General features: G+C 67.9%; 13 protein-coding genes. 9 read left to right on the top strand and 4 right to left on the bottom strand.

All coding sequences use genetic code 11. From position 1 onward, the window contains the following. Positions 1 to 165: 165 nt before the first annotated feature. Both mutL and PVW49_RS11330 read left to right on the top strand, forming a co-directional pair. On the top strand, positions 166 to 2,031 hold the full coding sequence (gene mutL, locus PVW49_RS11335; protein ID WP_274566218.1) for a DNA mismatch repair endonuclease MutL: 1,866 nt from the start codon (positions 166 to 168) through the stop codon (positions 2,029 to 2,031). Next, entirely contained in the window at positions 2,028 to 3,194 is a 1,167-nt protein-coding gene (locus PVW49_RS11330; protein ID WP_274590569.1) for a DNA recombination protein RmuC, read from the top strand. The genes mutL and PVW49_RS11330 overlap by 4 nt, the downstream gene beginning before the upstream one ends. A 98-nt stretch (positions 3,195 to 3,292) precedes the next feature. On the opposite strand, the gene PVW49_RS11325 is transcribed toward PVW49_RS11330, so the two are convergent. Together PVW49_RS11325 and PVW49_RS11320 are read right to left on the bottom strand one after the other, a co-directional pair. Continuing rightward, on the bottom strand, positions 3,293 to 3,934 hold the full coding sequence (locus tag PVW49_RS11325) for a ChrR family anti-sigma-E factor (protein ID WP_274590568.1): 642 nt from the start codon (positions 3,932 to 3,934) through the stop codon (positions 3,293 to 3,295). A gap of 8 nt (positions 3,935 to 3,942) precedes the next feature. Beyond that, positions 3,943 to 4,488: a sigma-70 family RNA polymerase sigma factor gene (locus tag PVW49_RS11320; RefSeq protein ID WP_048533103.1), complete on the bottom strand. Its 546-nt coding sequence runs from the start codon at positions 4,486 to 4,488 to the stop codon at positions 3,943 to 3,945. Positions 4,489 to 4,712: 224 nt separating this feature from the next. On the opposite strand from PVW49_RS11320, the gene PVW49_RS11315 reads away from it, so the two are divergent. The 3 genes from PVW49_RS11315 (at position 4,713) to PVW49_RS11305 (ending at position 7,640) form a co-directional block, all read left to right on the top strand. Further along, positions 4,713 to 6,011, top strand: coding sequence for an NAD(P)/FAD-dependent oxidoreductase (locus PVW49_RS11315; protein WP_048533101.1), 1,299 nt, complete (start codon positions 4,713 to 4,715; stop codon positions 6,009 to 6,011). Beyond that, positions 6,008 to 6,763 carry a DUF1365 domain-containing protein gene (locus PVW49_RS11310; RefSeq protein ID WP_074835846.1) on the top strand — a complete coding sequence of 252 codons (756 nt, stop codon included), beginning with the start codon at positions 6,008 to 6,010 and terminating at the stop codon, positions 6,761 to 6,763. Before PVW49_RS11315 ends, PVW49_RS11310 begins: the two co-directional genes overlap by 4 nt. 145 nt (positions 6,764 to 6,908) lie before the next feature. Beyond that, entirely contained in the window at positions 6,909 to 7,640 is a 732-nt protein-coding gene (locus PVW49_RS11305) for an SDR family NAD(P)-dependent oxidoreductase (protein WP_074835843.1), read from the top strand. Between the two features lie 40 nt (positions 7,641 to 7,680). Here PVW49_RS11305 and PVW49_RS11300 read toward each other — a convergent pair whose 3' ends face one another. Both PVW49_RS11300 and PVW49_RS11295 read right to left on the bottom strand, forming a co-directional pair. Further along, a complete protein-coding gene (locus tag PVW49_RS11300) occupies positions 7,681 to 8,277 on the bottom strand; it encodes an MlaC/ttg2D family ABC transporter substrate-binding protein (RefSeq protein WP_074835841.1) in 597 nt (198 codons plus the stop codon). 1 nt (position 8,278) lies between these two features. After that, positions 8,279 to 9,091, bottom strand: a complete 813-nt coding sequence (locus tag PVW49_RS11295; RefSeq protein ID WP_082154540.1) for an MlaA family lipoprotein — start codon at positions 9,089 to 9,091, stop codon at positions 8,279 to 8,281. A 192-nt stretch (positions 9,092 to 9,283) separates the two neighbouring features. Between PVW49_RS11295 and PVW49_RS11290 the strand changes: the two genes are divergently transcribed. From PVW49_RS11290 to PVW49_RS11275, 4 genes are all read left to right on the top strand, one after another. After that, entirely contained in the window at positions 9,284 to 11,008 is a 1,725-nt protein-coding gene (locus PVW49_RS11290; protein ID WP_074835840.1) for a type I secretion system permease/ATPase, read from the top strand. Next, entirely contained in the window at positions 11,005 to 12,303 is a 1,299-nt protein-coding gene (locus tag PVW49_RS11285) for an HlyD family type I secretion periplasmic adaptor subunit (protein WP_274590567.1), read from the top strand. The genes PVW49_RS11290 and PVW49_RS11285 overlap by 4 nt, the downstream gene beginning before the upstream one ends. A gap of 68 nt (positions 12,304 to 12,371) precedes the next feature. Next, the gene (locus tag PVW49_RS11280; RefSeq protein ID WP_074835837.1) at positions 12,372 to 12,836 is read left to right on the top strand and encodes a RidA family protein; all 465 of its coding nucleotides are present in this window, start codon (positions 12,372 to 12,374) and stop codon (positions 12,834 to 12,836) included. Continuing rightward, positions 12,833 to 13,585, top strand: coding sequence for a glycerophosphodiester phosphodiesterase family protein (locus tag PVW49_RS11275; protein WP_074835835.1), 753 nt, complete (start codon positions 12,833 to 12,835; stop codon positions 13,583 to 13,585). Before PVW49_RS11280 ends, PVW49_RS11275 begins: the two co-directional genes overlap by 4 nt. The last annotated feature ends 33 nt before the right edge of the window (positions 13,586 to 13,618 follow it).

Raw genomic sequence — 13,618 nt, 5'->3', positions numbered from 1 at the left:
CAGGGTCATTCCTTTTGTGCTCCCGTGTTGGAGGCCGCGCGGGGGCCCCGGATCAGGTCCGGGGCGCGAACGCGGGACATGCCCGCCCCGGCCCCTTGGGGCCGCTCGAGGTCAGCCGCGAAACCCCCTCGCAGAATCAAATGCGGCCATGCTAGGTTTTGGGGTATGAAGGATCAGCCCCCCAATATCCGCGACAGAGACGCACCTGAAATTCGCCAGCTCGATGATGCGGCGGTGAACCGCATCGCCGCCGGCGAAGTGGTGGAGCGCCCGGCTTCGGCGGTCAAGGAACTGGTGGAAAACGCGCTCGATGCCGGTGCCACGCGGATCGAGATCGACATTGCCGCCGGCGGCAAGAGCCTGATCCGGGTGCGCGACAACGGTTGCGGCATGACGCCCGAACAGCTACCGCTGGCGCTCAGCCGCCATGCCACCTCCAAGATCGATGGCTCCGACCTCCTGAACATCCATTCCTTTGGTTTCCGGGGTGAAGCGCTGCCCTCGCTTGGCGCGGTGGGGCGTCTGACGATCACCTCGCGCGCCGGCGGGCAGGAGGCGGCGATGATCCACGTCGAGGGCGGCGATCATGGGCCGGTCAAGCCCGCCGCCTGCAACCGGGGCACCACGGTCGAGCTGCGCGACCTGTTCTTTGCCACCCCGGCGCGGCTCAAGTTCCTGCGGTCGGACCGGGCCGAGATGCAGGCGATCTCCGACGTCGTGAAACGGCTGGCCATGGCCGAGCCCTTCACCGGCTTCACGCTGCGCGATGTCACCGGCGATCAGGCGCGGGTCAGCTTTCGCGCCGAGCCGATGTCGGGCGAGCTGTTTGACGCCCTGAACGGCAGGCTGACGCAGATCCTCGGCCGCGAATTCAGTGAGAACGCGGTGCCGCTCGATGCTGAGCGCGAGGGCCATCACCTCACCGGCTTTGCCGCGCTGCCGACCTATTCGCGCGGCTCGGCGGTGGCGCAGCACATGTTCGTCAATGGCCGCCCGGTGCGCGACAAGCTGTTCTACGGCGCGCTGCGCGGGGCCTATGCCGATTTCCTGTCGCGCGACCGGCATCCGGCGGTGGCGCTCTTTGTCGATTGCGATCCGCGGCTGGTCGACGTCAACGTGCACCCGGCCAAGAGCGAAGTGCGTTTCCGCGACCCCGGTCTGGCGCGCGGGCTGATCGTCTCGGGGCTGCGTCATGCGCTGGCGGGGGCCGGGCACCGAGCCTCGACCACCGTCGCCGGTGCCACCCTGGGTGCCATGCGGGTCGAGCCGACCGAGCCCCGCGTCTACCAGATGGACCGGCCGCCGCTCGACCGTCCCGGCCCGGCGGCGCGGCAGGCGGCGTATCAGGCGCAGGCGCCCGGCTTTGCCGAGATGGCACAGAGCTACAGCGCCCGGGTCGAGCCGGCGCCGGAGCCCGTGGTCGACACCACGGATGCGCCGGCGCCGCAGAGCCATCCGCTCGGCGCCGCACGGGCCCAGGTACATGAGAATTACATTATCGCCCAGACAGAACAGGGCATCGTGCTGGTCGATCAGCATGCTGCGCATGAGCGGCTGGTCTATGAACGGTTGAAGCGGCAGGCGGCGGAAAGCGGCATCGCTGCCCAGGCGCTCCTGATCCCCGAGGTGGTGGAGTTGTCGGGCACCGATTGCGCCCTGCTGCTGGAACATGCTCCGGCGCTGGCGGATCTCGGTCTCACCGTCGAGCCTTTCGGCGGCGGTGCCGTGGTGGTGCGCGAGACCCCGGCGATCCTCGGCGAAGTCAACGCCGAGGCGCTCTTGCGCGACATTCTCGACGAGCTGCATGATCTCGGGCAATCCGCCCAGCTGCGCGAACGGATCGATGCCATCCTCAGCCGCGTCGCCTGTCACGGCTCGATCCGCTCCGGCCGCCGGATGCAGGCCGAAGAGATGAACGCGCTCCTGCGCGAGATGGAGGCGACGCCGCATTCCGGCCAGTGCAACCACGGCCGCCCGACCTATGTGGAGCTCAAGCTCTCCGACATCGAGCGGCTGTTCGGCCGCACATGATCCGGATCGGCGACACCCCCCTGACGCTGGATGACCCGCAGGTTCTGGCGCTGCTGGTCGCTGGCCTGGTGCTTGTCGTCGTGCTCTGGCTGCTGGTCTCGACCGCCCGCGCGGCCGCCCGTTCGGCCCGGCTGACCGAACCACTGGCGCAGCAGATGGGGATGCTGGGCCATCGGGTGCAGAGCCTGAGCGAAGGCCAGGAGCGGCTGTCGGGCGGGCTGCATCACGTCAGCGAGGCGCAGGCGCAGAGCCAGATCAAGATGCTGCAACTGATGGAGCAGCGCCTGGGCCAGGTGCAGCAGCAGATGCAGGAGAACCTGCACGGCTCGGCCCGCCGCACCGCCAGGAGCCTCGGCGAATTGCAGGAGCGGCTTTCGGCCATCGACAAGGCGCAGGACAATATCACCAAGCTCTCGGGCGACGTGCTGTCGTTGCAGGACATCCTGTCGAACAAGCAGACCCGGGGCGCGTTCGGTGAGATCCAGCTCAACGATATCGTCACCAAGGCGTTGCCTTCTGACAGCTACACCTTGCAGGCGACGCTCTCCAATGGCCGTCGCGTCGATTGCCTGATCCACCTGCCCAACCCGCCGGGGCCGATCGCCATCGATTCGAAATTCCCGCTCGAGGCCTATGAGGCGCTGCGCCGTGCCGACAGCCCCGAGCGGGCGCAACGCGCGGCGCAGTTGCTGCGGCAATCGCTGCGCAAGCACATCCGCGACATCGCCGAGCGCTACATTCTCGACGGCGAGACCGCCGAGGGCGCGCTGATGTTCCTGCCCTCCGAGGCGATCTATGCCGAGCTGCACGGCAATTTCCCGGAAGTGGTGCGCGAGGGGTTCGCCGCCCGGGTCTGGATCGTCTCGCCCACCACCTGCATGGCGACGCTGAACACCATGCGCGCGATCCTCAAGGACGCGCGGATGCGCGAACAGGCCGGCGCGATCCGCAAGGAACTAAGCCTGCTCTTTGCCGATGTCGAGCGGCTGGGCACACGGGTCGAGAATCTCGACCGGCATTTCGGCCAGGCCGCCAAGGATATCTCCGAGATCAAGATCAGCGCCGACAAGGCCGGCCGCCGGGCGCGCCGGCTCGACAATTTCGATTTCGAGGAACTGGCGCCTGAGAGCGGTGAAAACGTGGTGCCCCTGCCGCGGACATAGGGCAGTCGCGCCCCGGACCTGGTCCGGGGCCTCCTGGTGGGCAGGCGAGGTCCCGGATCGGGTCCGGGACGGGGGCGCCAGGCCCGAAGCCTCCGGCCTCAGATACCGAGGAAGGGTTGCGCCAGGCGGGGCAGCCAGCCGCGGAATTTCAACGGCGCGTCGGTGACGGCGAGGCAGATGCAATCCTCGCCGATATCGGCGATCGGCGTGTGTTCGTCGGCCTCGGTGGCAACCTCGACATCGCCGGGGCCAAAGCGCGCGTCCTCGTCGAAGAACGCGCCGCGCAGCACCAGCGTCAGTTCGAGCCCCTTGTGACCATGGTCGGGCATCGCCGCCCCGGCGGGAATGTACAGCAGCCGCGCGGTGGCCTCTGGCGAGGTCTTGAGCACGGCCTGTTTGACCCCCATGCCCACCGGACGCCAGGTTACATCCGCCAGGCTGCCGCCGATGTAGCCGGCCAGCGGCGCCGGAACATCGGCCGGGCGCGGCGCCGGGGCTTCCGCCGGTGTGTCGCGGATCATCGCCAGCGCCGATGAAAGGGCATCGGCGGCCATCTCTTGGCTCTCGGTCTCGGCCAGAAGCGCGCCGCCCACTGCGTCATAGCTCTCGACAGCGGCACGGCAGGCGTCGCACATCGAGACATGGGTGGCGACGGCGAGGTTGAAGGCCTCGGGCAGGGTGCCCGCCGAATAGGCCATCAGCAGGGCGTCGGTCAGGTGGTGGGTGATCTCATCGGTCATGGCGGTGCTCATTTCATGGCATGGCGCAAGCGGTCGAGCGCCAGTCGAATGCGGGATTTGATCGTGCCCAGCGGCAGGCCGGTGGCCGCGGCAATCTCGCCGTGGCTCATCTCGCCGAAATAGGCGCGCTGGATCAGCTCGCGCTGCGTCTCGGGCAGGCGGGCGATGGCCGCGCTCAGCTGCGCGCTTTCCTGTTGCAGCGTCACGATATCGGCCTGATCGGGCGCTTCCTCGGGGCCCCAGCTCAGGTCTTCGGGCTCGGGGCGGCGCTGTCGGCGCAGCACATCGATCCGTTTGTTGCGGGCGATGGTAAAGATCCAGGTGGCGACGCTGGCGCGCGCCGGATCGAACAGATGCGCCTTGCGCCAGAGCGTGACCATCACCTCCTGCGCGCATTCCTCGGCAATCGCCGGATCCCCGCCCGAGCGCATCAGAAAGGCTTTCACCCGTGGCGCGAAATGCGCAAACAGCTCGGCAAAGGCGGTCTCGTCCCGCGCGTCGCGGATGCGAATGACATGGGCCACCCAATCGGCCCGTGCTGGCGCGGATTTCATCTGTCGTTTCTGTTCCCCTGACGTCACGGAGCCGATGGCCCCGGGAACATAAGACGGCGAAACCGGCGGAATGTCACCCGCCTGACGGGGTTTTGTCGCGATCAGCATGTGCAGGATACGGCGGGGCGCGGGGAATGGATCATTGGTTCTGCCAGTTTTTTTCATCCGTTTCGCGGCTGGCGCCGTAGACCTGATGATACCGAGCCAAACAACAGGACGACCTCATGCCGCTTGACCCCTCTTCCCCCTTTCGCCGCAGGATTGCCGTCATCGGTGGTGGCATTTCCGGCATGGGGGCTGCGCATTTCCTGGCCGACGCGGCCGAGGTCACGCTGTTTGAGGCCGGGCCGCGGCTGGGGGGCCATGCGCGCACGGTGATGGCGGGGCAGGGCGGGCAGCAGCCGGTGGACACCGGGTTCATCGTCTTCAACCACGCCAATTATCCGCGTCTGTCCGCGTTGTTCCAACAGCTCGGCGTGCCGGTGGCGCCGAGCAACATGAGCTTTGCCGCCTCGCTGCGCGGCGGCGAGATGGAATACGGGCTCGAAAACCTCAAGGCGGTGTTCAGCCAGCGCCGCAACATGTTCAACCCGAAGTTCCTCGGCATGATCCGCGACATCCTGCGGTTCAACGCCCGGGCGCTCGATGCCGCCAGCGACCGGCACCAGCCGCTGGGAGATTTCCTGGAGCAGATGCAGCTTGGCGACTGGTTCCGCGATTACTACCTGCTGCCGCTCTCCGGTGCGATTTGGTCGACGCCGCCGGAGCAGATCATGCGGTTTCCGGCGCAGGCGCTGATCCAGTTTTTCGAGAACCACGCGCTGTTGCACCATTCCGGGCAGCATCAATGGTATACGGTGCAGGGCGGATCGGTGGAATATGTGCGCCGGCTCGAGGCCAGCCTGCGCCGCCGTCTGGTCGATCTGCGGATCGGCGCGCCGGTCCGCGCCGTGCGTCGCTTTCCCGATCATGTCGAGCTGCGCGTCGCGGGCGGCGGCTGGGAGGTGTTCGACGAACTGGTGCTGGCCACCCATTCCGACGACAGCCTGGCGCTGCTGGCCGATCCCGCGACCGAAGAGGCCCGGGCGCTGGGCGCGATCGGCTATCAGCCCAACGAGATCACCCTGCATGCCGATCCCCGCGCTATGCCACGGCGGCGCGGCTGCTGGTCGTCCTGGAACTACACCGAAGGCCGCAGTGCGCGCGATGGCAAGATCGACCTGACCTACTGGATGAACAAGTTGCAGCCGATCCCGGCGAACGACCCGATGTTTGTCACCCTGAACGCCCGCAAGCCGATCCGCGACGAACTGATCTACGATCAGGTCACTCTGCGCCATCCGGTATATGACCTGGCCGCGCTGCGGGCGCAGGGCGAGGTGGCGGGGTTCAATGGCGCGCGGCGCACCTGGTTCTGCGGCGCCTGGATGCGCAATGGCTTTCACGAAGACGGTCTGGCAAGCGCGGCGGATGTCGCCGACCGCATCCTGGCGCGCCCCGATGTCATGGTGGCCGCGGAATGACCCAGGTCGAGCATATCGCCGGCCACACCTGGCACGGACGCAAGGGCGAGGTCGAGAACAGCTTTCGCTATGCGGTCGACTATGTGCTGCTCGATGCCGAGGCGGATGTGGCGGGCCCCCGGCTCTTTGGACGCAACCGGGCCGGGCTGACCTCGGTGCACGACAGCGACCACGGCGGCGCGCCGAAACAGGGGCGCGGCCCGGCCTGGCTGCGCGAGGTTCTGGCCCGATATCAGGTGCCGCTGGGCGGGCGGGTGCAGCTTCTGGCGCAGCCACGGGTGTTGGGCCATGTGTTCAACCCGGTGAGCTTCTGGCTGATCCATGACGAGGCGGCGCGGCTCTGCGCCGTGATCGCCGAGGTGACCAATACCTTCGGCGACCGCCATTGCTATCTCTGTCACAAGCCGGATTACTCACCGCTCACGGCAGAAGACCGGATCGCCGCGCGCAAGATCCTGCATGTCTCGCCGTTTCAGCCGGTGGCCGGGCAGTATACCTTCCGCTTCGACATCCGGGCCGACCGCATCGGCATCTGGATCGATCTCGACACCGGCCAAGGCGGGGTGACCGCCACCCTGACCGGCCCGCGCGCGCCGCTGACCGATCGGGCGATCCTGGGCTTCTGCCTGCGCCGGCCGTTCGGAGCGCGGCGGGTGCTGGCGCTGATCCACTGGCAGGCGCTCAAGCTGTGGTGGAAAGGCGCGCGGTACCGCAGGCGGCCGGAGGCGCCGCGCCAGGAGGTTTCGCGCTGAGGCTGGCGCCGGGCTGCGACCGGCCTATCTGTGCCAGAGCCTGGCGGTTGTATCCCGGGCCGGATGGCCCGATCATCAACCGGAGCCGATTACACAAATTTGGCGCGCCGGGCCGCGAGGCGGGGGCGCGCCTGCTGGAGGCAAGATGACGGAATTCGTGGGCAAACGCTATTGGATCGTGGGCGCGAGCGAGGGGCTGGGCCGGTCGCTGGCGCATAAGCTCAGCCGGGCGGGGGCGCATCTGATCCTCTCGGCGCGGTCGGAAGACCGGCTGCGTGAACTTGCGGCGGAGCTGCCCGGGCGGGCGCAGGTGGTGGCCTGCGACGTGACCGATGCCGACGGGGTGGCGCGCGCCGCCGCCGAGGCGGGGGAGATCGACGGGCTGGTCTATCTCGCCGGGGTCTACTGGCCGCAGCCGGCGCAGGCCTGGAACGCCGAAGAGGTCGCCGCGATGTGCGACGTGAACTTCACCGGCGCCGCGCGGGTGCTGGGGCAGGTGGTGCCGGGCATGGTGGCGCGCGACAGCGGCCATATCGTCATGACCGGCTCGCTCGCGGGCTTTCGCGGGCTGCCCGGCGCGACCGGCTATGGCGCCTCGAAGGCCGGCGTCATGGCCATGGCCGAGGCGCTGCACGCCGATCTGCGCGGCTCGGGCGTCAGGGTGCAGCTGGTCAATCCCGGGTTCATCCGCACCCGCCTGACCGACAAGAACGACTTCAGGATGCCCGCTCTGATGGAGCCCGAGACGGCCGCCCTGTCGATCTTCGAGCACATGAATTCCGACCGGTTCAAGAAGAGCTTCCCCGTGCCTTTCGCCTGGCTGTTTCGGCTTGGGCAGTTCCTGCCGGACGGCATTTACTACCGGCTATTTGCCTAGGATCAGCGGCGCGGCCGCCGGCGTCGGGCAAGCCCCTCCGTCAGCTTGCGCTGCGCAGGTCCTGGATCATCGCGTCGATATCGCCGCCCCGGCGGTCGATCATCGCGCCGATTTCGGTGCGTTCGGTCAGCAGCAGGTTCACGCCTTCGATCTTCATGTTGAAGAACAGGTCGCGGCCGGCATTGTCCGACACCATGAAATCAAGCGCGAAAGGTGCCTCGCCGCGCAGATGCGCGATGCAGTTCACCTCGTAGAAGCTCTTGACCTGGCGCACGCCGTTCACCTCGATCCGGCCGCCGATGAATTCGCGGAAGCGGGCGCCGTATTTGCGTGAGATATAGCCGGTGAAGGCCTCCTGAAAGGCGCGTTTCTGCGCGGCACTGGCGCGGCGGCCGTCCACCCCCAGCGCATAGGCGGCAATCGTCGGCACATCGGCATAGCGCCGGAAGATCCGCTCGAACTCGGCGTTCATCGCGCTCTGTGACTGGCCGGAGGCGATCACCCGGTTAATATCGGCCACCAGCGCGTCGACCAGGGTTCTGGCGCGGGCCGGGGTCAGGGCCAGGGCGGGCAGGGCCGAAAAGGACGTCGCCGCCACAGCTGCCACGGTGCCGGTGAGGAAGTGTCTGCGCAACATGTCACTGTTCTCCGTAAAGCTCTTCATATGGGTCGACAATCTGGTCTGACAACTCTGCATAAGGGTCAATTTCGCCCGAAGCCGCGTCAAGACCTGAGCCTTGGCCCGTTCCGACTTCGAACCGGCGGTTCTGGAGGTAGATCAGGCGGGATTGGGCGTAACTGTCTGCGCTTTCGTAGAAAATCGAATCCACCGAGGCCGCGTAACGGCCCCTTTGACCGACTTCGGCGACCGCTGCCGGCAGCCTGAGATAGAGCTTTTCCGGCCAGGGGATCACATTCAGGGGATCAAGCGCCAAATCCACCACCTGGCCCACTGCGTCGCGTTCGGTCGCGGGGCCGAGGATGGGCAGTTCGAGAAAGGCGCCTTCGGGCACGCCCCACACCGCCAGGGTCTGACCAAAATCGGCCTCGTCCTCCTGAAGGCCGAAATCGGCCGCCACGTCGAAGACCCCGCCAAAGCCCAGCGTGGTGTTCAGCCCGAAGCGCACGCTGTTGTGCAGCGCGCCGCCAAGGTCGAATTGCAGCACCTGGTTGACCACCGCGCCCGGCACCGCAAGGTTGTTGGCGAAATTGGTCACCATGTCCTGGGCCGGTTCCGGCACGTTCCGGGCATAGGCGATCGCTACCGGGCGGGTGACCTGGCGATCAAAGTCCTTGCTGCGTTCGTGTATCTGGCGGTTGCGGGCCTCGTAGGGATCGAAGATGCCGTCGCGGGTCACCTGCCCGGGCTCGGGCAGGGTGCAGGCGGCCAAAAGGCCAAGCGCGAGCCCGGCTAGGGCCCTGCGGATCCTGGATGTAAAATCTGACGGCACTGGCAATCTCAATCGCTTCGCAATAATCGCTATGTAGTCTATTCAGGACCGATGCCCACGGCGTAATCCGGGGCTTTGCGGCGTTGTGGCCATTTGGCGACACTGGTTTAATCTGACCTATCGGGGCATGGTGAGCAAGCCGTCCGGCGGCCATCAAGTCCGGGTCACGGTAACAAGAGCGAGAAACCGCGTATGCAACCACGCGAAGCCGGTCTGAGCGAATTGCGCAAGGTGCGCCGGGAGAGCCGCGGGCTCTATTGGGCGGTGGGGCTGTTCAGCTTTTTCGCCAACCTGCTGATGCTGACCGGGCCGCTTTACATGCTTCAGGTCTATGACCGCGTGCTGTCGAGCCGGTCCGAGGCGACGCTGGTGGCGCTTTCGGCGCTGGTGATCTTTCTCTATGCGACGATGGGGCTGCTGGATTTCGTCCGCGGCCGGATCATGGCACGGGTCGGCGCGCGGTTTCAGGCGCGGCTGGATGACCGGGTGTTCAACGCCAGCCTGCGGCGCGCGGCGGCGCGACCCGACGCGGCCGCGGCCACCGGGCTGCGCGATCTGGAATCGGTGCAGCGCTTTCTGACCTCGCCGGTGCTGATGGCGCTGTTCGATCTGCCCTGGACGCCCTTTTTCCTCGCCGGGATCGCCATCTTCCATCCGTTGCTCGGGCTGATGGCGCTGGGCGGCGGGGCGGTGCTGGTGGCGATCGCGCTGGTCTCGCAACAGATGCAGAAAGCGCCGGTGCAGGCCCATGGCCGCGCCGCGCATGAATCCGAGGCGGTGGCCAGCCGGATGCGCGACGAGGCCGAGATGGTCCATGCCATGGGCATGCACAAGGCCGCGCTGGCGCGCTGGAAAGGCGCCCGCAAGCTGGCGCTCGACGGCCAGATCCGAAGCTCTGACGTCAGTGGCGGCTTTACCGCGCTGACCCGGGCGCTGCGGCTGCTGCTGCAATCGGCGATGCTGGGGCTCGGCGCCTGGCTGGTGCTGCGTGGCGAGCTGTCGGCCGGCGCGATGATCGCCGGCTCGATCCTGCTGGGTCGGGCGCTGGCGCCGATCGAGGTGCTGATCGGCCAATGGGGTGTGGCGCAGCGCGCGCGCCATGGCTGGCAGGCGCTGGCGCAGCTCCTGGGCAGCACGCCGCCGGAAAAGCCGCGGATGGAGCTGCCCCGGCCCAGAGCGCGGCTCGAGGTGCAACAGCTCACCATCATTCCGCCGACCGAGCGGCAGGCCGCGCTGCGGATGATCTCCTTCGATCTCAAGCCGGGGCAGGCGCTGGGCGTGATCGGCCCTTCGGGGGCCGGCAAATCGACCCTGGCGCGCGCGCTTACCGGGCTCTGGACGCCGGCCTCGGGGCGGATCCGCCTCGACGGTGCGACGCTCGATCAATATCCGCCGGAAAAGCTTGGCCAATACATCGGTTATCTGCCACAGAAGGTCGAGCTGTTCGATGGCACCATCGCCGAGAACATCGCCCGGCTCGAAGCGGAGCCGGATGCCGACAAGGTGGTGCAGGCGGCACAGATGGCGGCGGCGCACGAGCTGATCCTGAAGCTGCCGAACGGCTATGACACGGTGATCGACGCGCATGGCGGGCGGCTCTCGGGCGGGCAGATGCAGCGTATCGGGCTCGCCCGCGCGCTGTATCGCAACCCGGAGATCCTGGTGCTCGACGAGCCCAATTCCAACCTCGACAACCAGGGCAGCGCCGCCGTCAATGCCGCCATTCGCGCCGTCAAGGCGCGCGGCGGTGCGGTGCTGATCATGGCGCATCGGCCGGCGGCGATCCAGGAATGCGATCTGTTGCTGGTGCTCGATCACGGCGCGCGGGTGGCCTTTGGCCCGCGCGACGAGGTGCTCAAGAAAACCGTGCAGAATGCGGCACAGATCCGCCAGGCCGGGCCGGGAGGGGTGCAATGAACCGGGAATTCTCTGTCCGTACGCCGCTGTTTCTCGGCGCGCTGGCGCTGGTGGCGCTGGTCGGCGGCTTTGGCGGCTGGGCAGCGCTCAGCCGGATCAGCGGCGCGGTGATCGCCTCGGGGCAGGTCGAGGTGCACCAGAACCGGCAGGCGATCCAGCACCCCGATGGCGGCACGGTCTCGGAACTGCTGGTGGGTGAGGGCGATATCGTTGCCGGTGACCAGGTGCTGCTCCGGCTCGACCCGGCGCTGGTGCGCGGCAAGCTGACCATCGCCGAAGACCAGATGCACGAGATCATGGCCCGGCGCGGACGGCTCGAGGCCGAGCGCGATGGCGCCGCGCGCCCGGAGTACGACCCGCGCCTGCGTGACGCCGCCGCCGAGATGCCCTCGGTGGCCGAGATGATCGCCGGCCAGACCCGGCTGTTCCAGGCGCGCGCCGAATCCACCGCGGGCGAGATCGACCGGCTGCGCGCCCAGTCGCGGCAGATCGCCGTGCAGATCGAGGGCATCGAGGCGCAACAGGAAGCGCTCGATGAGCGCCGGGCGTTGATCGAAGAGGAGCTGGAGAACCAGCAGACCCTGCTCGACAAGAAGCTGGCCCAGGCCTCGCGGGTGCTGGCGGTGCAGCGGCAGCGGGCCGAGCTTCAGGGGCTGGCGGGCGAGTTGACGGCACAAAAGGCACAGGCGCTGACCCGGATTGCCGAAATCGACATCACCATCCTGTCGATCGGGTCGCGGCTGCGCGAAGAGGCGATCACCCAGCTGCGCGACCTGCGCGTGCGCGAATGGGAGCTGGCCGAGGAGGTGACCGCGCTGCGCGACCGGCTGGGCCGGATGGAGATCCGCGCACCGGTGGCTGGCGCGGTCTATGATCTGGCGGTGTTCGGCAAGGGCGCGGTGATCCGCCCGGCCGAGCCGCTGATGTACCTGGTGCCGCGTGACCGCCCGGCGGTGATTGCCGCCCGCGTCGCGCCGATCAATATCGACGAGGTGCGCGTCGGTCAGGAGGTGCTTTTGCGCCTGACCTCGCTGAGCCAGCGCGAAACGCCCGAGATCTTCGGCGAGGTGGTCAAGATCTCCGGCGACGCCTTTGTAGACGAGGTCAGCCGCCAGCCTTACTACCGCGCCGAGATCGTGCTGCGGCCGGGCGAAGTGGCCAAACTGCCGGCGGGCACGGCGCTGATCCCCGGCATGCCGGTCGAGGCGTTTCTGCGCACCGAGGCGCGCTCGCCGATGGTCTATCTGCTCAAGCCGCTGGCCGATTACCTGGCCCGGGCGATGCGCGAAAGTTGAGCCATCGAAGGGCCTTGCCCTGAGGTCCGCCGCGCACTAGCGTCGCGGCAAATCTCAGGAGGTGCCCGATGGACAACCCGATAGAAGCCCGCATTGCAGAGCTGGGCCTTGCCCTGCCCGACGCCCCCGCGCCGGCCGCGAACTACGTGCCTTTCGTGCGCTCCGGCGACACGCTTTACGTCTCTGGCCAGATCTCTTCCGGTGCCGAGGGGCTGATCCTCGGCAAGCTGGGAGAGGACATGGCGGTCGAGGCCGGGGCGGCGGCGGCGCAGGCCTGCGCGCTGAGTCTGCTGGCCCAGGTGCGCGCCGCCTGCGAAGGCGATCTGGGGCGGTTGAAACGGGTGGTCAAGCTTACCGGCTTTGTCAATTCCACCCCGAATTTCACCGACCAGCCCAAGGTGATCAATGGCGCCTCGGACCTGATGGTCGAGGTTCTGGGCGAGGCCGGACGGCATGCCCGCTCGGCGGTCTCGGCGGCGTCGCTGCCGCTCGGCGTGGCGGTCGAGATCGAAGGCATCTTCGAGATCGCATGACCCTGCCCGCCGCCTTTCAGACCCGCCCGATCGCCCACCGCGCCCTGCATGACCGCAGCGACGGGCGGCCCGAGAACTCGCGCGCCGCGATCCGCGCGGCCATCGCGCGGGGCTATGGCATCGAGATCGACCTGCAACTTTCGGCCGACGGTCAGGCGATGGTGTTTCACGATTATGCCCTCGACCGGCTGACCAGCGCGCGGGGCGCGATCCGGGACCGGACGGCCGAGGCCCTGGGCGCGATTGCGCTGACCGGCGGCGACGAAGGCATTCCGACCCTGGCCGAGGTGCTCGCGATCACTGCGGGACAGGTGCCGCTGCTGGTCGAGATCAAGGATCAGGACGGCGCGATGGGGCCGGATGTGGGCCCGCTGGAACAGGCCACCGCGCAGGCGCTCGACGGCTATGCCGGGCCGGTGGCGGTGATGTCGTTCAACCCGCATTCCATGGCCGAGATGGCGCGCCTCGCGCCCGATCTGCCGCGCGGGCTGACCACCTGCGCCTTTGACGATGGCGACAGCGCGAAGCTGCCGGAGGCGACCCGCGCGCATCTGCGCGACATCGCCGATTTTGACCGGGTTGGCGCCAGTTTCATCAGTCATGATCTTTCGGATCTGACGGCCGCCCCGGTCACCGCGCTCAAGGCCCGCGGGGTGCCGGTGCTGTGCTGGACCGTGCGCACGCCCGCGCAGGAGGCAGCGGCGCGCCGGGTGGCCTGCAATATCACCTTCGAGCAGTATTTGGCTTGAATGCGCGTCCCGAGACGCCAAGTCTCTGAAGGA

The sequence above is a fragment of the Marinovum sp. PR37 genome (genome assembly GCF_028807375.1).
GTDB lineage: Bacteria > Pseudomonadota > Alphaproteobacteria > Rhodobacterales > Rhodobacteraceae > Marinovum > Marinovum algicola.
The sequence above is the reverse complement of the archived record's forward strand: the minus strand, read 5'-3'. Positions and strand labels throughout refer to the sequence as shown.

Coding starts and splice junctions, on each gene's coding strand:
- PVW49_RS11330 (WP_274590569.1), top strand. CDS start 2,028: ATGATCCGGATCGGCGACACCCCCCTGACGCTGGATGACCCGCAGGTT.
- mutL (WP_274566218.1), top strand. CDS start 166: ATGAAGGATCAGCCCCCCAATATCCGCGACAGAGACGCACCTGAAATT.
- PVW49_RS11310 (WP_074835846.1), top strand. CDS start 6,008: ATGACCCAGGTCGAGCATATCGCCGGCCACACCTGGCACGGACGCAAG.
- PVW49_RS11300 (WP_074835841.1), bottom strand. CDS start 8,277: ATGTTGCGCAGACACTTCCTCACCGGCACCGTGGCAGCTGTGGCGGCG.
- PVW49_RS11315 (WP_048533101.1), top strand. CDS start 4,713: ATGCCGCTTGACCCCTCTTCCCCCTTTCGCCGCAGGATTGCCGTCATC.
- PVW49_RS11325 (WP_274590568.1), bottom strand. CDS start 3,934: ATGACCGATGAGATCACCCACCACCTGACCGACGCCCTGCTGATGGCC.
- PVW49_RS11280 (WP_074835837.1), top strand. CDS start 12,372: ATGGACAACCCGATAGAAGCCCGCATTGCAGAGCTGGGCCTTGCCCTG.
- PVW49_RS11305 (WP_074835843.1), top strand. CDS start 6,909: ATGACGGAATTCGTGGGCAAACGCTATTGGATCGTGGGCGCGAGCGAG.
- PVW49_RS11285 (WP_274590567.1), top strand. CDS start 11,005: ATGAACCGGGAATTCTCTGTCCGTACGCCGCTGTTTCTCGGCGCGCTG.
- PVW49_RS11290 (WP_074835840.1), top strand. CDS start 9,284: ATGCAACCACGCGAAGCCGGTCTGAGCGAATTGCGCAAGGTGCGCCGG.
- PVW49_RS11275 (WP_074835835.1), top strand. CDS start 12,833: ATGACCCTGCCCGCCGCCTTTCAGACCCGCCCGATCGCCCACCGCGCC.
- PVW49_RS11320 (WP_048533103.1), bottom strand. CDS start 4,488: ATGAAATCCGCGCCAGCACGGGCCGATTGGGTGGCCCATGTCATTCGC.